This is a genomic window from Candidatus Njordibacter sp. Uisw_058 (genome assembly GCF_047730065.1).
Lineage (GTDB): Bacteria > Pseudomonadota > Gammaproteobacteria > Pseudomonadales > Balneatricaceae > Njordibacter.
The window spans coordinates 1,053,753-1,076,329 of sequence record NZ_CP159829.1 but is presented as its reverse complement, the minus strand read 5'-3'; the positions used below and the strand labels follow the sequence as shown (position 1 = coordinate 1,076,329).

At 44.8% G+C, this 22,577-nt stretch carries 22 protein-coding genes; 8 read left to right on the top strand and 14 right to left on the bottom strand.

From position 1 onward, the window contains the following. Nucleotides 1-2 precede the first annotated feature (2 nt). Entirely contained in the window at nt 3-2,651 is a 2,649-nt protein-coding gene (gyrA, locus tag ABXT59_RS04940) for a DNA gyrase subunit A (protein WP_443638095.1), read from the bottom strand. A 230-nt stretch (nt 2,652-2,881) separates the two neighbouring features. On the opposite strand from gyrA, the gene ubiG reads away from it, so the two are divergent. Together ubiG and ABXT59_RS04930 are read left to right on the top strand one after the other, a co-directional pair. Next, the gene (ubiG, locus tag ABXT59_RS04935; protein ID WP_443638094.1) at nt 2,882-3,598 is read left to right on the top strand and encodes a bifunctional 2-polyprenyl-6-hydroxyphenol methylase/3-demethylubiquinol 3-O-methyltransferase UbiG; all 717 of its coding nucleotides are present in this window, start codon (nt 2,882-2,884) and stop codon (nt 3,596-3,598) included. Nucleotides 3,599-3,655: 57 nt separating this feature from the next. Next, nucleotides 3,656-4,432 (top strand): YciK family oxidoreductase, encoded by a 777-nt coding sequence (locus ABXT59_RS04930; RefSeq protein WP_443638093.1) that lies wholly within the window; start codon nt 3,656-3,658, stop codon nt 4,430-4,432. A gap of 74 nt (nt 4,433-4,506) precedes the next feature. On the opposite strand, the gene ABXT59_RS04925 is transcribed toward ABXT59_RS04930, so the two are convergent. From ABXT59_RS04925 to ABXT59_RS04910, 4 genes are read right to left on the bottom strand one after another with little or no spacing between them, the layout of a single operon-like run. Continuing rightward, nucleotides 4,507-5,634: a M48 family metallopeptidase gene (locus ABXT59_RS04925; protein ID WP_443638092.1), complete on the bottom strand. Its 1,128-nt coding sequence runs from the start codon at nt 5,632-5,634 to the stop codon at nt 4,507-4,509. A 47-nt stretch (nt 5,635-5,681) separates the two neighbouring features. Next, nucleotides 5,682-6,074: a DUF898 family protein gene (locus tag ABXT59_RS04920; RefSeq protein WP_443638091.1), complete on the bottom strand. Its 393-nt coding sequence runs from the start codon at nt 6,072-6,074 to the stop codon at nt 5,682-5,684. 43 nt (nt 6,075-6,117) lie between these two features. Further along, a complete protein-coding gene (locus ABXT59_RS04915) occupies nt 6,118-6,870 on the bottom strand; it encodes a DUF898 family protein (RefSeq protein WP_443638090.1) in 753 nt (250 codons plus the stop codon). Next, nucleotides 6,867-7,136, bottom strand: coding sequence for a GIY-YIG nuclease family protein (locus tag ABXT59_RS04910; protein ID WP_443638089.1), 270 nt, complete (start codon nt 7,134-7,136; stop codon nt 6,867-6,869). Before ABXT59_RS04910 ends, ABXT59_RS04915 begins: the two co-directional genes overlap by 4 nt. A gap of 97 nt (nt 7,137-7,233) precedes the next feature. Here ABXT59_RS04910 and ABXT59_RS04905 point away from each other — a divergent pair, with 97 nt between their 5' ends. Then, nucleotides 7,234-8,268 carry a DUF3549 family protein gene (locus ABXT59_RS04905; RefSeq protein WP_443638088.1) on the top strand — a complete coding sequence of 345 codons (1,035 nt, stop codon included), beginning with the start codon at nt 7,234-7,236 and terminating at the stop codon, nt 8,266-8,268. 9 nt (nt 8,269-8,277) lie between these two features. Here the strand turns inward: ABXT59_RS04905 and ABXT59_RS04900 are convergent, their stop codons facing one another. The 4 genes from ABXT59_RS04900 to ABXT59_RS04885 form a co-directional block, all read right to left on the bottom strand. Continuing rightward, on the bottom strand, nt 8,278-8,991 hold the full coding sequence (locus ABXT59_RS04900) for a hypothetical protein (RefSeq protein ID WP_443638087.1): 714 nt from the start codon (nt 8,989-8,991) through the stop codon (nt 8,278-8,280). After that, nucleotides 8,984-10,684: a hypothetical protein gene (locus ABXT59_RS04895; protein WP_443638086.1), complete on the bottom strand. Its 1,701-nt coding sequence runs from the start codon at nt 10,682-10,684 to the stop codon at nt 8,984-8,986. Before ABXT59_RS04895 ends, ABXT59_RS04900 begins: the two co-directional genes overlap by 8 nt. 82 nt (nt 10,685-10,766) lie before the next feature. Then, a complete protein-coding gene (locus ABXT59_RS04890; protein ID WP_443638085.1) occupies nt 10,767-11,750 on the bottom strand; it encodes a membrane dipeptidase in 984 nt (327 codons plus the stop codon). A gap of 70 nt (nt 11,751-11,820) precedes the next feature. After that, the gene (locus ABXT59_RS04885; RefSeq protein WP_443638084.1) at nt 11,821-13,254 is read right to left on the bottom strand and encodes an aldehyde dehydrogenase family protein; all 1,434 of its coding nucleotides are present in this window, start codon (nt 13,252-13,254) and stop codon (nt 11,821-11,823) included. 161 nt (nt 13,255-13,415) lie between these two features. Here ABXT59_RS04885 and ABXT59_RS04880 point away from each other — a divergent pair, with 161 nt between their 5' ends. Beyond that, entirely contained in the window at nt 13,416-14,330 is a 915-nt protein-coding gene (locus ABXT59_RS04880) for a LysR family transcriptional regulator (RefSeq protein WP_443638083.1), read from the top strand. Nucleotides 14,331-14,347: 17 nt separating this feature from the next. Here ABXT59_RS04880 and ABXT59_RS04875 read toward each other — a convergent pair whose 3' ends face one another. Together ABXT59_RS04875 and ABXT59_RS04870 are read right to left on the bottom strand one after the other, a co-directional pair. Next, on the bottom strand, nt 14,348-15,346 hold the full coding sequence (locus ABXT59_RS04875; RefSeq protein ID WP_443638082.1) for a D-cysteine desulfhydrase: 999 nt from the start codon (nt 15,344-15,346) through the stop codon (nt 14,348-14,350). 56 nt (nt 15,347-15,402) lie between these two features. Further along, nucleotides 15,403-16,521, bottom strand: coding sequence for a hypothetical protein (locus ABXT59_RS04870; RefSeq protein WP_443638081.1), 1,119 nt, complete (start codon nt 16,519-16,521; stop codon nt 15,403-15,405). A 207-nt stretch (nt 16,522-16,728) separates the two neighbouring features. Here ABXT59_RS04870 and ABXT59_RS04865 point away from each other — a divergent pair, with 207 nt between their 5' ends. Both ABXT59_RS04865 and ABXT59_RS04860 read left to right on the top strand, forming a co-directional pair. After that, nucleotides 16,729-17,148: a YeeE/YedE family protein gene (locus tag ABXT59_RS04865; RefSeq protein ID WP_443638080.1), complete on the top strand. Its 420-nt coding sequence runs from the start codon at nt 16,729-16,731 to the stop codon at nt 17,146-17,148. 13 nt (nt 17,149-17,161) lie between these two features. After that, nucleotides 17,162-17,593: a DUF6691 family protein gene (locus tag ABXT59_RS04860; protein WP_443638079.1), complete on the top strand. Its 432-nt coding sequence runs from the start codon at nt 17,162-17,164 to the stop codon at nt 17,591-17,593. A gap of 20 nt (nt 17,594-17,613) precedes the next feature. Here the strand turns inward: ABXT59_RS04860 and ABXT59_RS04855 are convergent, their stop codons facing one another. Further along, entirely contained in the window at nt 17,614-17,937 is a 324-nt protein-coding gene (locus tag ABXT59_RS04855) for a YqcC family protein (protein ID WP_443638078.1), read from the bottom strand. Between the two features lie 305 nt (nt 17,938-18,242). Between ABXT59_RS04855 and ABXT59_RS04850 the strand changes: the two genes are divergently transcribed. Together ABXT59_RS04850 and ABXT59_RS04845 are read left to right on the top strand one after the other, a co-directional pair. Continuing rightward, on the top strand, nt 18,243-18,875 hold the full coding sequence (locus ABXT59_RS04850) for a phytanoyl-CoA dioxygenase family protein (RefSeq protein WP_443638077.1): 633 nt from the start codon (nt 18,243-18,245) through the stop codon (nt 18,873-18,875). A 177-nt stretch (nt 18,876-19,052) separates the two neighbouring features. Beyond that, nucleotides 19,053-19,658 carry an HD domain-containing protein gene (locus ABXT59_RS04845; RefSeq protein ID WP_443638076.1) on the top strand — a complete coding sequence of 202 codons (606 nt, stop codon included), beginning with the start codon at nt 19,053-19,055 and terminating at the stop codon, nt 19,656-19,658. A 31-nt stretch (nt 19,659-19,689) separates the two neighbouring features. Here ABXT59_RS04845 and ABXT59_RS04840 read toward each other — a convergent pair whose 3' ends face one another. Then, complete coding sequence (locus ABXT59_RS04840; protein ID WP_443638075.1) at nt 19,690-20,943, bottom strand: NAD(P)/FAD-dependent oxidoreductase; 1,254 nt, start codon at nt 20,941-20,943, stop codon at nt 19,690-19,692. 13 nt (nt 20,944-20,956) lie between these two features. Next, complete coding sequence (locus ABXT59_RS04835; protein WP_443638074.1) at nt 20,957-22,576, bottom strand: GMC family oxidoreductase; 1,620 nt, start codon at nt 22,574-22,576, stop codon at nt 20,957-20,959. Between the last annotated feature and the right edge of the window lies 1 nt (nt 22,577).

Sequence of the window (22,577 nt, the reverse complement as noted above, 5' to 3'; positions counted from 1 at the left end):
GGCTAATCCTGTTCCGGTAAATCCGTCGTCGAAGAAACCTCATTTGAATCTGCCAAAGTAGGATCTGCCACAGACTCTTGAGTGATTAGATCTATCCCCTCTTCAGCGTCCTCTTCCATGGTTTCAGCCACTCGCGCAACCTGCACCAAGTTTTCACCTTCTTGGACTTTAATTAAGGTGACACCTTGAGTGTTGCGACCCAACACTGACACTTCACTAGCCCGCGTGCGAACTAGGGTGCCCTGGTCACTGATAAGGATGACTTCATCACCATCAAACACCTGAACTGCTCCAATTAAAGCCCCGTTACGGGCTGACATTTGAATAGCAATAACACCCTTGCCACCCCGACCACGCACGGGATAATCTTTATTGCGGCTTTGTTTACCAAAGCCATTTTCACTCGCTGTAAGTATGCGTCCCTCTGCTTGAGGCATGATAAGACTAATAACAATTGCACCTTCAGCCAAGCGAATACCTCGCACTCCCCGCGCAGTTCGGCCCATAGGACGCACATCATCTTCGCTAAAGCGAACAGCCAGACCATTACTAGCGAACAGCATAATTTCTTGATCACCATCCGTCACTGTGGCACCAATAAGGGTATCACCTTCATCAAGGCCCAGGGCAATTAAGCCGCTAGTGCGGGGGCGGGCAAACGCAGTAAGAGGGGTTTTCTTAACTGTACCGCTGGCCGTAGCCATAAAGATATAATGACCTTCTTGATAGCCACCCTCTGGCAAAGGCAGAATAGTCGTTAATCGCTCACCCTCTTCCAAAGGCAAAATATTGACAATAGGACGTCCCCGAGCAGTGCGACTGGCTTGCGGAATTTCAAATACTCGCAACCAATACACTTTACCGCGGTTACTAAAGCATAAAATCGTATCGTGAGAAGATGTCACCAATAGATGCTCTACAAAGTCGTCCTCTTTAACACCCGTAGCGGCTTTACCACGGCCACCCCTGCGCTGGGCTTGGTAATCACTGACGGGTTGAGTCTTAGCGTAGCCGCCATGAGATATAGTGACTACCATATCTTCTTCAGGGATTAAATCAGCCACCGTAAGATCCTGACGTGAAGCAATAATCTCTGAACGACGCTCGTCACCATAGGCTTCTAACACTTGCGCCAATTCTTCTCGTATCACTTCCATCAAACGTTCAGCAGAACCCAGTATTTCCAATAATTCTGCAATACGCTCGAGCAACAACTGGTATTCAGCAACAAGTTTATCTTGCTCAAGGCCTGTTAGACGATGCAGGCGCAGCTCTAGTATCGCGTGCGCTTGCACATCAGAGAGCTGATATTGGTCGCCATGCAATCCAAACTCAGCGCCTAAGGTAGTCGGTTTACAGGCATCTGGCCCAGCTCGTTCGAGCATAGATACCACCTGACCTGCTGGCCAGTTCTGGGCAACCAGTTTTTCGCGCGCTTCTGCAGCGTTAGTAGAGGTTTTAATAAGCTCAATAACTGGATCTATATTAGCCAAAGCCACCATTAACCCTTCGAGCACATGGCCACGCTCGCGCGCCTTGCGCAATTCAAACAGAGTGCGGCGGGTGACGACTTCGCGGCGATGACGCACAAAGGCTTCGAGCATTTGCTTAAGATTTAAAGTGCGCGGTTGGCCATCAACCAAAGCCACTACGTTAATACCAAACACATTTTCCATCTGCGTTTGCGTATACAGATTATTGATAATCACGTCAGGCACTTCACCCCGTCGTAACTCAATGACCATGCGCATGCCGTCTTTATCAGACTCGTCACGAAGCTCAGTAATACCTTCAACTTTCTTTTCTTTGACAAGTTCTGCAATTTTTTCAATCAAACGCGCTTTGTTAACCTGATAAGGCAGTTCCGTGACAATAATGGACAACTTATTGTTTTTTGCATTCTCTTCTACATGGTAGCGGGCGCGCACATAAATGCGTCCCCGACCTGTACGGTAAGCTTGCACAATGCCCGCTCGACCATTAATAATGCCTGCTGTTGGAAAATCTGGCCCAGGAATGTGCTGCATTAGCTCATCCACTTCAATATCAGGATTTTCAATCAGGGCTAAACAACCACTAATTACCTCGTTGATATTATGCGGCGGGATGTTAGTTGCCATACCTACAGCAATGCCCGAAGAACCATTCACCAACAAATTGGGCAATCGCGTAGGCAAAACATCAGGAATCATCTCAGTGCCATCGTAGTTGGGCACAAAATCAACCGTATCTTTGTCTAAATCTGCCAATAAATCATGCGCGATCTTCTGCATACGGATTTCCGTATAACGCATTGCAGCGGCAGAATCACCATCGACAGAACCAAAGTTTCCTTGGCCATCGACCAGCGTGTAACGCATAGAAAATGGCTGCGCCATACGAACAATAGTGTCATACACCGCAGTATCACCATGGGGGTGATACTTACCTATAACGTCACCCACAACACGGGCAGACTTTTTATAGGTCTTATTCCAATCGTTGCTCAACTCATTCATAGCGAACAGCACACGCCTATGCACAGGCTTTAAGCCATCGCGCACATCGGGCAGCGCACGACCCACAATTACACTCATGGCATAATCTAGGTAGGATTGCTTGAGTTCATCTTCAATGTTAATAGGCGATATTTCTTTAGCCATTTCAGCCATAATTAAGCCAATTTCCTTATGCGCGTAACGCTTCGAGCTTACCTTCCGGCGCCCTTATGAACAACGCCAAAATAAGGCGTTAGATGATCTGATATTTTAACACAATTAGAGGCTAATTTGCCACCTACAAAGAGATCATTAACTGACTCTGCTGATGCTAATTTTCAGATGCAGTGAATCGATTTCCGCGCTATACTGAAGGTCATTTTTTCTTAGCAAGAAACACGACTGTGAACCAAAACGTAGACCCTGCAGAAATAGCCAAATTTGAAGCACTCGCCGCCCGCTGGTGGGATTTAGACAGTGAATTCAAGCCCTTACACGCGATCAACCCCCTGCGCATTGGATGGATTGACGAGCGTGCACAACTTCATGGTAAAAAAGTAGCCGATATTGGCTGTGGTGGAGGTATTGTTGCCGAAGCAATGGCACAAAGAGGCGCCACCGTTACCGGCATAGATATGGGAGAGGCACCTTTAAAGGTGGCACAACTGCATAGCTTAGAAAGTGGTGTGGAGGTGAATTACAGACAAATAACTGCTGAGCAACTGGCTGAAGAAGAAGCAGGCTTATACGACGTCGTGACATGTTTGGAGATGCTTGAACACGTGCCCGACCCGAGCGCCATTGTTGCAGCTTGTGCAAAGTTACTCAAGCCCGGTGGTCAGGTTTTCTTTTCTACCATCAACCGTAATCCAAAATCCTATTTATTTGCCATAATAGGTGCAGAATACCTGCTCAAGATGTTACCCAAGGGTACCCACGAATATAAAAAATTCATCAAACCCTCTGAACTACACCAATATATGCGTTTGGCAGATTTATCTGCTCAAGCAATGACGGGTATGACCTACAACCCCATCACAAAAAAATACGCTCTGACTGACAGTGATGTGGACGTCAATTACCTTGTCTATGCCACCAAACCTAGGCTTGACCCAACATGAGTCAATAAAAAGCCCTCAAGGTGCATCTTATAATCTTGTTTAAGGACGATAAATTTTATGCTTAACTATATTGCCGTAGACACACTGCTCAAAGACCGAGTTATTTTAATCACTGGCGCGGGTGGTGGTATCGGGCGCGCAGCTGCCATGGATTGTGCTCGACTAGGGGCAACGGTTATCTTACTAGGTCGCACGCTTGAAAAACTTGAGTCTGTGTCTGATGAAATAGATGGCGCAGGTTACGGACAACCCGCGATCTACCCCTTAGACTTGCGCACGGCGACAGACGAAGATTATCAGGAACTTGCAGATGTCCTCAAAGAGGAATTTGGCTGTTTAGATGGCCTGTTGCATAATGCGTCAATACTAGGTCAACTTACCCCCATGTCTAATTATGAATCGCGCACTTGGCGCTTAGTCATGCACGTAAACGTCACGGCCCCATTCATGATGACCCAAGCCCTTTTGCCTTTACTAGAGGTCTCCAAGGATGCATCTGTCATCTTTACTAGCTCGGGTGTTGGCACTCAAGGCAAGGCTTATTGGGGTGCCTATTGCGTATCTAAATTTGCCACCGAAGGCATGGCCCAAGTATTAGCGCAAGAAACTGAAAACACAAGTAAAATACGAGTCAATATCATCAACCCAGGTGCCACTCGCACCAGTATGCGAGCCCAAGCTTTCCCTGGAGAAGATCCCGCCCTCAACCTTACTCCAAAAGAAATTATGCCCAGCTACCAATACCTGCTTGGGCCCGATAGTGTGGGTGTTACTGGGCAGCGTTTTAACGCCCAAGAAATGCATAAACCACCCAAGGAAGAAACTGGCATATAAGAAGCAAAAGAAAATGTTGCCCAGTAAAAGTAAAAGCCTATGGGCACAACAACACACTTTAGGGTTAGCCTGAGTTAGAGGCGATCACATGTAGCACTTTTTTGTTTAAAACATTGGCTATAAGCTTGGGCCTGTTGCACGCGTTTTTCTGTGCTGGGGTGAGAACTAAGGTAGTCAATAATTTTGCCTAGTGGTGGTTTTTCTGTAGATGCTGGCAAACGCACTGTGCGATTGTTTTTTCGCTCATGTTGTTTGGAATTCATGAAGTGCTGCATTCGTTGCATAATTTTGGCAAATGCTTGGGGATCGATACCAGCTTGCAACATTTTTTCAAAGGCGTATGCGTCTGCCTCATATTCGTGATTTCTTGAATAATGACTGGTGACCATGATCGAGCCTAAGCCAACTCCCATATCGACTGCACTGTTGCTGTCTCCGCTGATCATAACCATGGTGGCACCGATTAAGGTAGTTTCAATTAATTTTTGCAGAGAATGCCGGTGCACCACATGACCCATTTCATGCAGTAATACAGAGTCTATTTGTGCTTGATTTTGGCTTAAATTGATAAACTGATCGGTTACAATAATGTCCCCAGAGGGAAGCGCAAGGGCATTGGGAATACTTTTACCGGCATAATCCCAAGCACGAAAGTGCAAGGTATATTTAATGTGCTGATTTTTTTCATCAAGGGGCACTAGTCGCTCCCAAAATTGATCACGAATACGCTTTTGTTTGGCTGCACTTAATTGACTTGGTTTAAAAGTAAACTTATCCAAAAAACTAAGGGTTTCATTGGCGATCAGATCATTAGTTTTATGAGGCAATGCGTGAGCTATGAATTCACTTGCCAAAGGTACACCCCATCTAAATCCAGCTATAGCCGAGCCAATCGTAATCACCAGTGCCAACAATATCCATGCAACCCGAGATTCTAAAATATGAATCAATCTAGGCCCATTTTTATTTGCCTTTAAAAGGTCATCAATCGCGTCATTGTCCCTAGACACAAACACCGAACCATCACTTAAAGTCAATTTACGCTCTACATTGCCAATGCGATCACTGATTGTAAGTTGATGCAAATCACCTTGCAGTAACTCACCACCTTCAACACTGATGACATAGCTTTGGGGCCTTACTTGGAGGGTAGCATCGTACTTTTTCGCCCTGCCTTTACTAAACCACACACCTTGAATCATCAATCTAGTAGACCTTTTCTAAATTAACTTTCACTTGCACCTTAACTTCAGACACCAATGCCAATATCAACATCAAATGCGTCCCCAATTTGTTCACCTAAGGCAGATAGCTTATCTTGTTGTTGGGTAATGAATCCATCGATACCATGTTCAACATCCACTAAGGTGTTTTTTAATATCAACTTTGCTCGTCTCACTTTTGCCCAAGGTGTGCCTAATCCAAGGGTCACCAACACCAGTAAAAAATTAGACATCATTAACCAAGCAAGTGAGATTGTGGTGAGGGATGAACTAAAATTAACATTTTCATTGAGTACTGTATTAGCAAATACATACTGGCGCACTTGAGATTGAAAATACGCCACAAGAATAAACGTGGACATCAAAAATGTAATATAAACTAGACCTAAAGCCCCTTCTATATTATGCCTTAGAAGCAACTCTAAAATGTCACCTGCATCCTGGCTAAATATGTTTAATAGGCTAGAAACCCCCCCCCGCTAGAACCATCAAAAAGACTGTGAAAATAGCTATACTCATCAAAATTAATACAGCTAAACCTAAAGTTTTTAGCAGTATTTTGGCAAATTCTTGAGTTTCTAGTAGGGTACTAAACTGGCCTTGACCAAATCGATAACCGTTCACCATATAGCAAGTGTTTTTATTTTTTAAGAACGCAAAAAGGTAGAGAATTAAGACGATTAAAACTAAGGCAAATGTTAGTATTAACAGCCCTTCTTCCATGCCAATCGAAGTTGGCAAAGTGATTAACCAGAGCAATACCAAACTTGGTCCACCATAAATGCATAAAAGTAATAACCCAGGTAGCAACATAAAATTGATGTAAGCGCCTTTTAAGTCACCTACAAAACTAAAGCGCACATTACTAAAACTGCTCATGCGCATAGAAAAAGCAAGGCTGCGCCAAACAACCCAAGGAATAATTATAGATAAACTCAAAAATGCACCCAAAGCGCCAATGGGGGATATGTTTTGAACAATGGAAACCACAATTAAAAAGACCATGGCAATGATGTAACCCATCAATAATTGCTTGCCTGTAGCATGGTATTCAAAATTACGACCTTCTAAAGTTGTGTTTGCATAAAAATAACGTTGATTGCGCACCTTTGCCCATGGATAGTAGACCCCAAGAGTAATGATGATTAGTAGTATATTAACGATCCAAATTTTAAAGTACTCAAACCCACTGCCCCCAAAGTGTAATGGTTTCATTCAGTTGCCTTTATTGTTTCTATTATATCCACCGAATACGACTCCACTAACTCCAACTTTTGCTGGCGCGTTAATTTTTTCATCACAGATTCACGTCTACTTGCAGCAGACCGGTCTGGCTGAGCTTCAACAAACACCATGGCATGCGCTGGGTCCGTGCGGAAAAATCGTGCCCCTAGCTTACCGCCATCACAATGTTCTTTGAAACGTCTTTTGGTATCGGTGGTGATGCCAGTATACAGTCGCCCACCCCGGGTTTGCACCATGTACACCCACCAGCTTTTTGGGACCACTTGTCACACCTCTCTGGGCAAAACTTGATATAATAAAGCCTATCTTAACCTAGGCCTGTGAGCAGACCAAATGCAACCCATGGATACTTTAAGCGACCTTCTGCAGCACTTGCAGGGCCACTACCGCATTTACGATATGGGCTGTCGCCTGAGTAAACTTTCTACAGCAGATTTTAAGGCTTTTGAAGAAGGGCAAAAACCCTACTCATCACCATGGCTGCGGCATGCCTGGGTAGGTATTCTATTATGGTCAACACAAACGTCTGAGCTTGGGGCTTCAAGTCCTACGATTTGGTTTCTTAAATTACCCTTAGATGAGCGCGGCCTTTTAATTCAAGCTGCACGCGATGAATTCCTTAATCAATTGTTAGAAACTATGGGTACCAAAATGTTAGACCAACAGGTGGCTGCTGATTGGGCTGAGCAGCTCAAACATAGCAACCTTGCTTTTACTCCAGACCCAGCCCGCATGGCTGCCTTTCATGCCCAAGCTAGCCTTACCCTAGAGCAAAACGCTTCTCAGTTTTATCCTGCCGTGTGTCATTATATGAGTGGTACTAAACCACACCAAAGCTGGCAAGAATTAGGTTTACAGGGGTTTGCTGATTTTGCTTTGCGCTTGGAGCAACAACCCGACTGGCATCAACTAATAAGTCAAATGCCAACGACAGTGCTTAACACTATCGCTGCTCAGTTGGAAAATCAAAGGCTCAACCACACGCTTGCCAAGGCATTTATCTTGCGTGGCAAAACCAGTATTGATGAAGGTGAAAAAGTGGCCTGCCTGCGCGCCATTAGCCAGTCAACTGACGCAGCATCGCGCCAACAATGGCTGCAGCAAATAATGGCTAAAGAAACCACTGTGGGAGTTGAACTACTGGCGATTATCGCCAGTAAATGCAGCGAAGATTTATTGACCAGCGACCTCATGGGTTTGTTCGTGCACCAATGTGCGGCAGATCAGGCAATATTCAATGCCTTAGTACAGGAGCTAATGTTCCGTCCTAACGCACGTATACGGGTGTTAGAGGCATTTCGCGCTCATGAGCGAAGCCCTGCCCTCATCCAAGCCATTGGCGCACTTATGGGACAAACACAGGGCTAACCAGGCAAGTTAACCAGGCCCTGCGCCTGCGCGTGAGGCTTCAGTTTCTGGTACTAGCGAGGCCTGCATCATATGTTTTAAACGACTAATTAAAGTGACTTCAAGGTAGACACCTTGGTCTAGACAACGCTCTCGCCACCCAAGTAAGTCGGCACCATCGGTAATTAACACTCCTTCAATGTCGGCTTGGCCCATACACAATAACAACTCATCCATTTCTACGATGGTCTGCAACGGCTGATACAAACCTAATAGTTGACCATCCGCTGCAATAAGCACGCATCGCTGTGCACCACTATGGTGGGTAAAATAGAGTGCATAACATTGTTGTGCTGATGCCTGATTCAAAGGTTGAGCTAACCAGTTCATTAAACAAGGCACTGCAAAAGCCGCTGCAACAAGGTGCTTTATGTGCAAACGAGGTACCGCCTTAGCAAGGGCCAAACCTAATGCCAATTCCACCTGCACAAGGGCAGATTGTCCTTGTGCATCAAACATTAATTCTTGATCATTAGAGGCCAACAGCAAAGGTGCTCTAATGGCGCTGTTGAGAGCATCTAAGCCTTTAACTAACAAATGGCTATTGGCTAATCCTAGCTGAAAAGCAACCGCTGCTTTAATACCAGCCGACAACTGATCGCCTGGAGAAAAACCTAAACCTTCTGCACTGCGCTTGACCAAAAACTTAAGCTCATTGGCTGATATTTGCATCAACTCAGGCATTAGGTTGGTGCTTACCGCCTATAATGGGCGCCACAGGAAAGTACCAATCATCATTAAATTCATGTTTTAAATCACCCACAACGGGCGCCCCTTGGAACATAGTGTTACGAACCCAGAGGGCCGACTTTGGATCAAATTTACTGACCCCAAAAAAGGCTAATTTGCATCGTAATAAGTGCATAGGCAATACATCTTTATGCAAAAGATTGGCTCTAATTTCTCCATACTGAGTCTGTGCCATAGTCGCAATTCGATTGACAATACCAAGATGAATTGGTTTTTGTAATAAAAACTCAGCCACACTGACATCATGAGATTGTTGCATAATGGTAAGCAAATCATTGTGGCAAGCCTGCACAGCCTTGGCGATGCCTAAAAACATTTGCACCTCAGCACCATCATCGATGTCAGTTTTACCTAGCCTTGGCTCCATTTTCTCTTGTGAATAATACCAAAAGGTTTGATTTTCATCAGCCTCAGTAAAGTCATAATCAAATACCCAGTCGTAACTTTCCTGGATACTGTCAGCTAAGTTCTGGGCAGATTGGGTTGGATCATAAGTCAGGCTTTCATTGATGGCCAACTGATCCTCTTTTGGATTCACTATGTCTGGGTATAGTTCCAGTAACAAGCTCACTAATAACTCTTGGGTTTCTAAGCTGTAATGCTGCTGGGCCCATTCATGTAATTGACGCCAATCATTGACCTTTTGATCTTCACTGGATAGCCAATCACTCAATTCTTGGGCATCAATTAGCAACTGCACATTATTCTTACTCTGCCATGCATCGAAGGTGCTCACCTCTCTAACGTGCTGCATGGCTTGCTCAAGCACCAGTTTAAGTCTTGTAAGCTGTGCCTGTTCGACTGGCTCTGCTAAGACTTCAGCGTAAGCCTGTTCCCGTTGACCTATCCACTGACTCATTAATAAAGGGTGGTTTATCAAATAAGGTGCCATGCCAAGGCCCGTAGAATTTCCGATGCCAAGATAACGCTGCAAATCCATATCGAGGTCAACAGCATTAGGGTAATCAGGCTGATGTACCATATGGTGTAATTGGTCCAAACTAAATTGACGCAATAAATAACACACTAACATTTCAGCAGAAAAAGGCCGTGCTAAGTCTGGATGGTGACGCGCTATTTTATCCCAATCACAAGCACCAAACTTACCCGAGCCATAAACGGCAGTGGTGCGGTATAAGTAACCCACCTCAGCTAACTTTTTAGGGTCAGGTTGCACTCCACTGCGCAGTTGTTCTAACAAAGAATCAAAGATCCGCGCACTTCGGTTACCACGGGATAAGCATAAGCTTCTGGAGTCTATGCGCCCTGCTTCTTGTAACGGTACATTTTTTGACAAACGCTCAAGCCATGCATCATCCATCTCACCTTCCACCAAGGTCATGGTCAGATCCCATTTTTCTGCAATCACACGATCGTTACGTTCTTCGGGTGCTAGGTATTGAGAAAATACGACCAAACTCAACTGACTGTGAGGCATTTTAATATCAAATACTGCATGGCCATAACCCAGATCATCTAATTTAAACTGACTATAACTAATGGCCCATTGATCTTGCACCATATGTCTAACTAGAGTGCGCATAAAACTTAAACGACTAGAAAAACCAGCACCTAAACGCTCTAAGTCCATGGCTTGTGATGCGGGACGCAAGATAATTTGACTCATATTCATACCTCAAAACAAATGGTGTTGTGGCTGCTGAAACAGGGAAATATCCAGGCTTCATTTTAGCAACGATAATAACTCTCTATTTTGGCCCAAACCCTGCGGCACAGAAATCAAGCCAGTTACGGCCCATAATTTTTTCTATTTCTAATTCGTTGAAACCTTTATCACGCAAGCCCACAACTATATTAGGGAAGTCGACACTGGTTTCAAACCAAGATAGTGCATCAGGCCAAGCCGCATTGCTAGCAGAACCTTCTCCATAATCCATTTGCTTAGTCCAACGGCCATTGCGCATCCACTCTAAAACAGCAATGGGCTGATCTAAACATAAGTCGCTACCCATACCAACTCGGTCAATACCCATAAGATCAACCGTCTGGGCAACCATAGTGCAAAACTCATCCAAGGTACATTTAGGGCCATTTTTAAGATGAAAGGGGTACATGCTGAAGCCCAGTAAACCTTCACTTTCAGACAGAGCAGATAAGACCTTGTTTGATTTATTGCGCTTAGCTGGTTCAAAAAAAGTGGGATTAGCGTGGCTAATAACAATAGGACGCTGAGATAGTTCAATGGCTTGCAGAGTGCTTTCTTCAGCACTATGGGACATGTCAATTACCATTCCTACCCGATTCATTTCTTCGATAACTACATTTCCAAAACGAGAGATGCCAGCATCTGTGGACTCATAACATCCGGCTCCCAAGAGGCTTTGATTGTTATAAGTCAATTGCATAATGCGCACACCTAACTGGTGAAAAATCGCCACTAAGTCAATGTCATCCTCAATAGGCGAACAGTTCTGAAAACCAAAGATAATGCCCACTTTATTTAGACTATGGGCAAGTTCAATATCTGTCGCCGTATGCACAGGCATAATTAAATCACTGTGGATTTCAAACAAGCGATTCCATTGGCCAATATTCTGCAATGTCTCTCGGCTTAATTCATGATAGGCAATGGTCACATGGACCGCACTCAAACCACCCTCGCGCATCTGTTCAAATACTCGGCGGCTCCAATGACTGTATTGCAAGCCATCAATCATCATCATTTTGCTCATCGTCTAGTCCCCAAAACTGTACCTTAGTCCCATGTCAACTTTCAAAGTTGTTTAAATGTCATCCATCTAATTAAGCCTTCATGTACGTTGTTTTAACTTCAGTGTAGAACTCTTCTGCATACTTACCTTGCTCACGTGAACCAAAGCTAGAATTTTTCCGGCCACCAAATGGCACATGATAATCAGTGCCAGCGGTAGGCAAATTAACCATCACACAGCCCGTTTTAGCATGACGTTTAAAGTGTGTCGCATACTTTAGCGAAGTTGTACAAATGCCACCGGTCAGACCATACTGCGTATCGTTTAAAGTAGCCAAAGCTTCATCATAGTCTGCCACTTTAATAACACAGGCCAGAGGTGCAAAAGCCTCATCTCGGTTAATACGCATTGCATTAGTAGTATTAGTAAATAATGCTGGTGTCATAAAGTAACCCTTACTATCATCAAATTCACCACCACAAGCCAGATGAGCGCCTTCGTCTTGGGCTAACTTAAAATATTCTTTATTTTGTGCATGTTGTTTAGCATTTACTGCTGGGCCAATAGTGACCCCTTCTTCTAACGCCCCACCAACCTTGAGCTTGGCCATACGTTCTTGCACTTTAACAACAAACGCATCATGCACCCCTGCAGTCACAATTAAACGAGAAGACGCTGTGCACTTCTGACCTGAACCACCAAAGGCACCATTAACCGCACAATCTGCAGCATTATCTAAGTCTGCATCATCCAAAACTACCAAGGCATTTTTACTACCCATTTCGAGTTGGAATTTGGTGAGATTGCCAGCCGCGGCTAAAGCGACTCGTTTACCCACAGCCAAAGAGCCTGTGAATGAAATAGCATCAATGCCGACTGAATTAATGAGTTTTTCACCCACGCTAGCACCCGCGCCCATGACTAGATTAAATAGTCCTGCAGGAATATCTTGCTTCGCTATTATTTCAGTCAGTAGAACTGCACTGGCAGGGGTGAGGTTTGCTGGTTTCCAGATGACTGCGTTACCAAAAGCTAAGGCTGGTGCAATTTTCCAAGAAGCAGTGGCAGTGGGGAAATTCCAAGGGCTGATGACCGTCACAACTCCCATGGGCTCACGTCGAACTTCAATTTCCACACCAGGACGCACCGAGTCTGCAGTATCACCCATCTGTCTTAAAACTTCTGCCGCATAATACTGAAAGAACTGACCCGCCCGATAAACTTCACCCCGGCCTTCTGCACGTGGCTTGCCTTCTTCACGGGAAAGAGCTTCACCAAGCTCGTCACAACGAGCAATCATTTCGTCACCAATCGCCTGCAGCACACGCTGCTTAGCTTCTAAGCCAGTAGCCTGCCAAACTAACTGTGCCTGACGAGCAGCGTTTATAGCCTGATCAACTTGAGCCGCTGACGCTTGAGCAAATTCACCCACTAGTTCACTGTGATTTGAAGGGTTAATATTATTAACTGTTGATTCACCTTCTACCCACTCGCCAGCGATGTAGTTCATTTGGACTTGGCTCATTTTGACTCCCGTGTTGCCATACTTGGCATAGTATTGTTTTCGATGACCCTAGTTTAAGCTTTCAGGCCCGATAATTATAATTAATAGAATGCTTTATTTGATAAGTTTTACTATAGTAGAATTTAACTTCATACTCCACCACATCAATGGCGAGGATTTTCATGCTACCTGATATAAAAATAGCACAAATTAATACGTTTCTTACGGTAGCCCACTGTAAAAATTTTCGCAAGGCTGCAACTGTGCTTTACAGATCTCAGCCTGCGGTTAGTTTAGCCATTAAACAATTAGAGCAATTATTAGGTGCATGTCTGTTTGATCCTGAGCGTCATGGGGAACTTAGCGCCTTTGGTGCCGCTTTTTTACCTGAGGCTAAGGCACTTTATCAGCTTTATGAAACCACCTTACATAATGGTATGAGCATGGCCCAAGGGCAGTCTGGCAGCATAAGGCTAGGCGTTTTACCCTCGATCGCTAAAACAGTTTTAGCTCATATTATTCGGGCTTTTTTAGTCCAGCATCCACAAGTGCATTTGCAAGTACAGGATGACAACGGTGACAATTTGAGAGACAAGGTACTCGACCGAAGGATTGATTTAGCCATCAGTAGTATTTGGCAAACTGAACCAGACCTACATCATACCCACTTGTGTGCTGACCGAGTGGGGATTGTGGCCAGAAAAAGCCACCCTTGGATGCAAAAAGGCAGTCGAATTAACTGGGACCAACTCAGCCAAGAGAAGCTAATTCGTAATGGCACAACCCCATTGGTTGATAAGACTCCAGCGCAGGGGTTTTTATTCGCAGCCATGCAAGTCACTAACATGACCTCTCTAGTTGCCATGCTGGAAGGGGGAGCAGGCATCACAACCTTGCCCTGGTTAGCTTTTCCTAGAAGTAGCCATGAACTGGCTTTTAGGTTAATTGAAGAACCCCCAGTTCAACGTCAGATTGCACTCATGAAATCCCGCCATCATCAACAGATGCCAGCCACAGCAGCCCTTGAGAGCATTATTATTGAAACCTTTAAGCGCAGGACCAAAGACCTTGAAAACCCAACTCAACTAATCACTTGAACGAGGCGGTCATCTCGTTAGTGTTCACTTAAACATTCGCTGTAGGCAAATAACCCCGGCGCACCACCTGTATGAAGAAACAGAATACGCTCTGAGGTATCAAAATAGCCATGACGAACTAAATCAAGCAAGCCCGCAAAGGCTTTGCCAGAATAAACAGGATCTAACAACAATCCCTCTAAGCTTGCCGCAAGGCGCACAGCCTCGATCATAGCTGGCGTTGGGTCACCATAACCTGAACCATAATATTGGTCGAAACAAATAACATGATCTGCATTTAACTTAGGTTGCTGCAGTGACTCTTGGACTTGGTGCAGCAAGGTCAGCACTTTTTCACATTGCTCACTACTAGCCCGGCTTACGGTTATTCCTAATACGGGTATATCAATTCCAGCCAACGCCAAACCTGCCAATAAACCCGCTTGAGTTCCAGCGCTGCCCGTGGCTAAAACAATGGCATCAAAGCTGAGTTGTTGTCGTTGTATTTGTTGGGTCAATTCTAAACCACATTCAACATAGCCCATTGAACCGATCACATTACTGCCACCTACAGGCATCACATAAGGCACTTGACCCAAAGCATCCAGAGTTTGAGCACGCAAAGCCATGGCTGCATCCAAATCTTGCCCTGCTGGCAAACGATGCAGTCGTGCTCCAAGCAATTGATCCAGTAGCAGATTACCAGAGTGGTTATAATCCTTCTCTGATACTCCCACTACATGTTCCAGAAATAACTCACAACCCAGACCCACTCGAGCAGCAGCGGCAGCCGTTTGCCGAGCATGGTTAGATTGCAAGCCTCCAGCAGTGAGCAGTGTAGTCGCTCCTTTTAGCTGAGCGTCCCCTAACAAGTATTCTAATTTACGGGTTTTATTACCACCAAAGGCAAGCCCTGAGCAATCATCTCGCTTGACCCACAACTCGGGTCCTTTATGCATCTCATTAATGCGCAGCAAAGGCTCAAGAGGGGTGGGCCAATGGCCCAATTGAATTTTCGGATGGGATAAATTTTGCATACTTAGTCCCTTAAGTTGATCCAGTTGATCCAGTTGATCCAGTTAATCCGGTTGATCTACTCGCTGTAGGATAATTTACGAATTTGCTTCTCTAATTGATCCAATTTTTGATTAGTATCTCTTCGAAAAGCATCAACAGAACCAATGGACGCCTCGACCACAAAAACGCGATCATCCAATTGATTGGTGTTTTGTTCCATATCGTCAAGCAACTTGGCCTTATTCTCAAGTTCAACTAGGCTCTTGGCGAGTACATCAATGTCTTCTCCTACAGACGAACCCCCAACTAGTTGAGAAACGGTTTGCACTGAGGTTTTTAGATCAGCAATATCTTGGGCATGTTGATCAAAAATTTGAGCTTGACCAAGGACTGTTTTATTCTGGTCTGCCAAGGTGTTTTCTTGCACTGCCACCTGACTCAATACCTTTGCTATCTTTTCTTGTAACGATTTTACTTGAGATAGCTGATCCTCTAGAACTTGCGCTGCGAGTTGACTAGCTTGACTGATTTTTTCCACTTGAGCTTGTTGCTTGGTAATAGATGATTGTTGCAATTGTGCACGCTCAGTTTGTGTTTTAAGGCTTTCTTGATGCTGTTTCACTGTGGTGGTATTGTTATCTATGGCTTTTTGATTTTCTTCTATGGCTGGACGATTAGTACGGTAGGTAACACCCCACAGCTTATCTATTTCTGTATCTATAAATTTATTACGCTCTTTCGCTCTATTATCAATCAGTCTTACCTGCGTTTGAATCACAGTCCCTGACTTATTTGAGTTAACATCCGTCGCCACGACTAAAGCTTCTAATTCACCAATACGTTTTCGAGCGTGCTCGAGTTCACCTCTTGATACGGTTAGCAAAAGGTCCACATCAGTTAATTTATTATAGGACCAATATCCACCGCCTGAGAGACCCACCACCATGATCAACATTAAAAACCACAAAAGCCCATTACTGTTGGCTGCAACTTGGGGTGAACCTGTTTGCATTGGCCGAGGTGCTGCTATTGGCCTGCTGCTATCTCTACTGCCGCGCCTCAATGTACCTTCATCAACGTGAGCATAGGCATTGGCCCCTTTATTGTCTGAAAATGATTGTTTCCCAGCCCCTTTAATTTCATCCGAATCAGGTCTTAAGCTAGGTAAATCACCCATATCTTCATTTCTTGCCATCTGCAGGACATCCAGTTTATTAGCATCAAGTTGATAATACTAAACATAACATGATCTGAGTCATTTGTTGATACTGAGAGCACTGTAATTCACCAACAAAGCCATATTTTTTAAGACACCTATTTTCATTTAGAGCATTAGTAATTGACAAAAGTTGTTTTTTAAGAGTATAATTGAATTAGAAACTTCTAATATAATAGGTTAGCTATGCTAGAAACATTTCCTTCACAAGCGCTTTTTGGGGGCATTTTGATAGGTTTTAGTGCTGTACTATTGTTAGCATTTAATGGCCGCACTGCAGGCATAAGCGGTATCTTATACAACTTATTATATAACCCACTAAGTGGCAATGAACGCAATTGGCGCTTGTGTTTTATGGCTGGCCTCGTTGGGGGAGCCTATTTCATGCTGCCTGTTGAGTTTGAATTGCGACAGGGGTATTCGCCAGTTTTGCTTATCGCTTCAGGCTTGGCCGTCGGCATAGGTACGCGTATCGGTAATGGTTGCACCAGTGGTCACGGGGTCTGTGGCATCGGCATGTTGTCTGTCCGTTCAATTGCTGCGACAGTCGCTTTTATGATTAGCGGCATCTTGACCGTCACTATTTTGCGCAACTTTATTGGATAGCCAAGGATTTCAAATGCAACGTTTAATTATCGCTCTAACGTCAGGTCTCATTTTTGGTGCGGGTCTAGTCATCTCAGAAATGGCCAATCCAGTAAAGGTACAAAATTTCCTTGACCCGTTTGGTCATTGGGACCCCAGTTTAGCCTTCGTTATGGGTGGCGCTGTGATGGTCACTTTAGGCACATCACGCTTTATCATGAAACGTAAAACACCCATATTTGCTGATCAATTTTACATAAGCCTTAAAACTAGCATCGACAGACGCTTAATCATAGGCGCAAGTTTATTTGGTATTGGCTGGGGGCTGAGTGGATATTGTCCTGGACCAGGCATTATTAACGCCGTTATAAACCCAATTGAAGCTTTAGTTTTTTTACCTGCTTTGGTCATTGGTGGTTGGATAGGTCAGCGTTATTCAGTGAGAGGCAATTCCATACAGCATTGAGTGGAGCACCTTTTTAAGGTTTATTCAGTGAGTATAGTGTCTAGTCGTTTAATGCTACCCATCAGACCTTTAATATTGTCTTCTAAATGCACAAATGCCTCTTGTGCCATAGGATAAATACTACTTTTACGAGGCAACTGACCCTCTGTTTCTATCAAATAAGTCAGCCTTGGAATAAAAATCCACTGCAACCATTCGGCAAAACCCATCAAGTCACAACAAAAAGGCTCGCTACTCATTAAGGCATCCTCAGAAGGAGCCAGATCACTCCATAGCCCAGCAGTTTGCAATTCTAATTGCAAAATGCCAATTTCTCGAAGCAAGTCTTGATACAAGCTGGTCATGCGCAAAAGTTCCTTAGTAAAATGAACCCGTCCTCTACCTTAACACTGATTAAAGCGTCAGAGTAGTTGGCACATGCCCACCAGCATTTGGCGCAGCACTATGCGTCATACAGACCATCAAAGTTTCTGCACAGCATCTCCCACCTTAACTAGTGTGGGTGGTTATTGAGCCCTGTCACTTCGTCTATAGGTGCTCCTATGTCCTACCCTTATCAACTACCCTTATCAACTACCCTGACTAGCTACTCTTGTCAGCTATTTGGAAAAATGGCAGTATCCTACATTAATGGCAATGGAGTTTGACCGTGAAAGATTGTTTAAAGTCACTTTATGATGCACAAGGTTTTTTAACGGCGGTGCCCATTATTAATCCAAAGGAGGCCTTGGCCCATCGCTCCATTTTGGAAGCCGTTGAAGCCGAGCGTGGTCCAATGCACTACCAATTCAAAATTCACACGGCCATGAACTCACCCTTTCAACTGGCAACCTTACCTCAGCTACTTGATGTTATTGAACAGTTGATAGGGCCAAATATATTGCTTTACAACACCACCTATATCATCAAAGAAGCCCATACTGAAAGCCACGTCAGTTGGCATCAAGACCTGACTTATTGGGGCTTAGATTCTGACGCTCAGGTCAGTGTTTGGTTGGCGTTATCTGAAGCTAGCGAGGCCAGTGGTTGCATGCATATGATACCCAACAGCCACATCAATGGGCAACAAAAGCATCACACCACAGAAGATGCTAATAATGTGTTGCTAAGTGGCCAAACGGTCCAGGGCGTAAACGCCAACGAAAGTGTAGTGGTTAGCCTCACTGCGGGCCAAGCCTCTTTTCATCACGGGTGGACCCTGCATTGCTCCAAACCCAATGTCAGTGATGACCGTCGTATTGGACTCAATATTCAATACATTAATCCCGTGGTAAACAATTAAAACAGCAACAAGATTCTGCTATATTAGTGCGTGACGTGGATGACTATGGTCACTTTCAAACAGACCAGCCGGCCCTCAGCAATTTTGATAAAAAAGCATGGCTAAGGCAGCAATCTCTGCATACAAAACTTAAGCGTATTCAAGGTGATAATCAATAGAAGATCTGGAGTATAGGCCATGGCCACCGTCAGCTTTACCGAAATGAAACATGGCACCCAAGAGGATTACGCCATATTGCAAGAGTTCGAGCATAAGTTCAATGCCAAAACGGCACATCGATTATTTGAGCAACTCGAGCGACAGGGTCACGAAAGCATAGAAGGATATGCCATAAGCCGCTTGGAGCATGGTTTGCAATCTGCAACCAGAGCTTGGCGCGAGGGGGCTAGTGATGATTGGGTTGTGGCTGCCTTATTACATGATATCGGCGATGGTTTGGCCCCACAGAATCACGACCGCATGGCAGCAGAAATAATACGACCTTTCGTCAGTGATGAAGTCACTTGGGTTGTAGAGCATCATGGTGCTTTTCAAATGATCTACTACGCCCATCACTTAGCGGGCTGGAACCCCAATGAACGTGATCGTTACCATGGTCATGCTTATTATCAAACTGCGGTTGATTTTTGTGAACGCTGGGATCAAAACTGCTTTGATCCACATTATGACAGCCAACCCTTAGCCTTTTTTAAACCATTTTTAGAGCGCGTATTCAGTCGCAAAGCCTATGCGCCAGCCGTCATCAAAGAGGGTACCATATCAGGATTGCCTGTCATCAGATAAAGGACCCCAACCTGAACACCTAACATACGGGTTAGAAACGCTGCGCTGAGAAGGCAGCAATGTCCATACTTGGTGTTTTCCCATCAATCATTTCACTAATCAACTTGCCCGTAATACCTGATAATGTCACCCCTATATGGCCATGACCGAAAGCGTAATAAACCCCCGTGTCTTTACTAGATTGACTAATAACAGGCATAGAGTCAGGCATAGATGGCCTAAAACCAGTCCACTCACTGTCGTGACTTTTAAGCTGTGGCAAAAGAGTTTTCATGGTCTTCGCGATGAGCTGTAAACGCTTTGGATTGGCTGCATTGTTAAGGCCTGCTAATTCCACTGTGCCCGCTGCCCGCAAGCCTTCGTTCATCGGCGTCATATAAAAACCCACATCAGCCCAACCCACAGGCCGATTAAGTAATTGTTCTGCGCCCTTGTACATCAGGTGATAGCCCTGCTCCGTATCTAAAGGCAATGTATCCCCCACTTGCTGCGCCAAGCCCTTTGACCAGGCACCTGCCGCCACTACGACTTTTTGGCCTTGAATACTGGTGTCTTGTAACTGCACTTTAAGCGTATCGATACTAATGCGCTTAATACCCACGGCTTTGTTGGTGACAATTTGTCCCCCATTAGCCACCACTGATGCCCCCATGCGTTTTAACAAATCTAAGGGGTTGAGCAGGTGTTGGGCATTTTCAAACCACAAACCACGCTTATAGATTGGATTCAAGTGGGGTTCTAAATCGCTAATCTCAGACTTAGTTAACTCGGTCACAGCGATCCCATTGCGACGCCTTAAAGCAATGTCTGGCTGGGCTTTAACCAAACCAGCCTCACTACCATACAAATATAAAGTTCCATTTTTTTTAACTAAATCAGAACCTTGCGCCGTTTCTATGAGTGGCATCAAAGCGCTTTGAGCATGGATCAGCAACCTACCTAATTGCTGGCCAATATGTTCCACTTGAGAGGGCCGACTAGCCCATACAAAGCGCATCAACCAAGGAGTCAGCTTTGGTAAATAAGACCAATTAATCGTTAAAGGACTGTTGGGGTTAAATAGCAGCTTGGGGATTTGTTTTATGGTTCTAGGGGTGCCCACCGGATTATTAGCGTAGGTTGCTATGGTGCAGGCATTACCAAAATAAGCCCCTTGAGCAAAAGGTTCTGGATCCACTACCGTGACTTTATGGCCACTTTTTTGTAACCACATTGCGGTGGCTATACCTACAAAGCCAGCACCAATAATCACCACGTCTTGTGGTTTTGAAGGAAGCTCATTCATGTAGTTATCACTCTCATTGACCCTGCTGTTCTGCCAACACCATAGCGGCACCGCGCTCAGCAATCATCATGGTGGGCGCGGAGGTGTTCCCACTGGTCAAGCGAGGCATAATAGACGCATCCATAACCCGCAAATTATCCATGCCCGTCACTTTTAGGGTGCCTGGATGCACTACGGCCATGGCATCAGTTCCCATTTTACAGGTACCCACAGGGTGGTAGACAGTCGAGGCAGTACGGCGCAGATACTCAAGAATTTGAGCATCTGTTTGAACCTCCTTTCCAGGTGCCATCTCTTCACCTCGCAAATGGTCAAACTCAGATGACGCCAGTATTTGACGAGCCTTTTTCACTCCCTCTACCAACGTTTGTTGGTCATGTGAGTGGGCAAAAAAATTATAATCAATCTCAACATTGCGCCTACTCCCATCATTAGCCAATTTAACACTACCCTTACTAAGGGGACGCAATACACAGGTAAATACCGAATAGCCGTGGCCCCATTCAAACTTCTTACCTCGGTGACTGCGATACAGTGGTGTAAAATGAAACTGAACATCAGCGTCTGTTTTATCAGCCTCAGCTAATTTGGTTTTGGCAAAACCACCCGCCTCAACATAATTAGTGGTCCACCAGCCCTTGCGACCCAAAAAATATTTTAAGGGTGCTGGTAGCACATGAGGCAATAAGGTTTTAAGCGACACCCCAATAGACTCAGCTTTAGCTGACCTAACGGTGACCATACTGTCGATGTGGTCCTGAAGGTTCTCTCCCACTCCAGGCACATGATGTTTACAGTCAATACCTAATTGATCCAGTTCGTCACGATTACCGATGCCTGAAGCCAGTAAAATACGCGGTGACAAAATTGTACCTGCACAAAGAATGACTTCTTTTTTGCACTGCAACGGCTGCTTCACACCCGCCTTTTCAATCGTCAGACCCAATACTTTTTGGTCTACAATGTCTAATTCCAATACTTGGGTATGAGTCATTATTGTGAGATTACTGCGGTTTTCAACGGGCTGCAAAAAGGCCGTATAACTACTCACCCTTTGACCACGGTTTTGTTTAACATTATAAATGCCTAAGCCCAATTGCGATGGGCCATTAAAATCTGTATTTTCTGGTAACCCCGCAACTTGACCCGCCGCGACAAACACTTTGCCCACAGAATTTGCGTCCTGCTGTTCAGACACGCTTAACTCGCCCTCAAATCCATGATATTCAGCACTTTGACCAATCTGATTGGCCTCCATATTTTTAAAGACAGGTAATACCTCATCATAAGACCAGCCTTCACAACCTAAGGCAGCCCAGCCATCATAGTCATTACGGTTACCACGCATGTAAACCATGCTATTAATCGCACTAGACCCACCCAGTGCTTTACCCCGGTTAACATCCATAACTCTGTTGCACAAATGCTTTTGTGGCACAGTGACAAAGCTATAGTCATATTTCTTATTGCCATATAAGCCAAAAATACCTGCAGGAATACTCACCCAAGGACTTTTGCCATTGCCGCCTGCTTCAATCAAACAGACGCTCACGTCTGGGTCGGCACTTAATCGATTAGCCACCACACAACCCGCTGAACCACCACCGACAACAATGTAATCAAATGTGTCCATA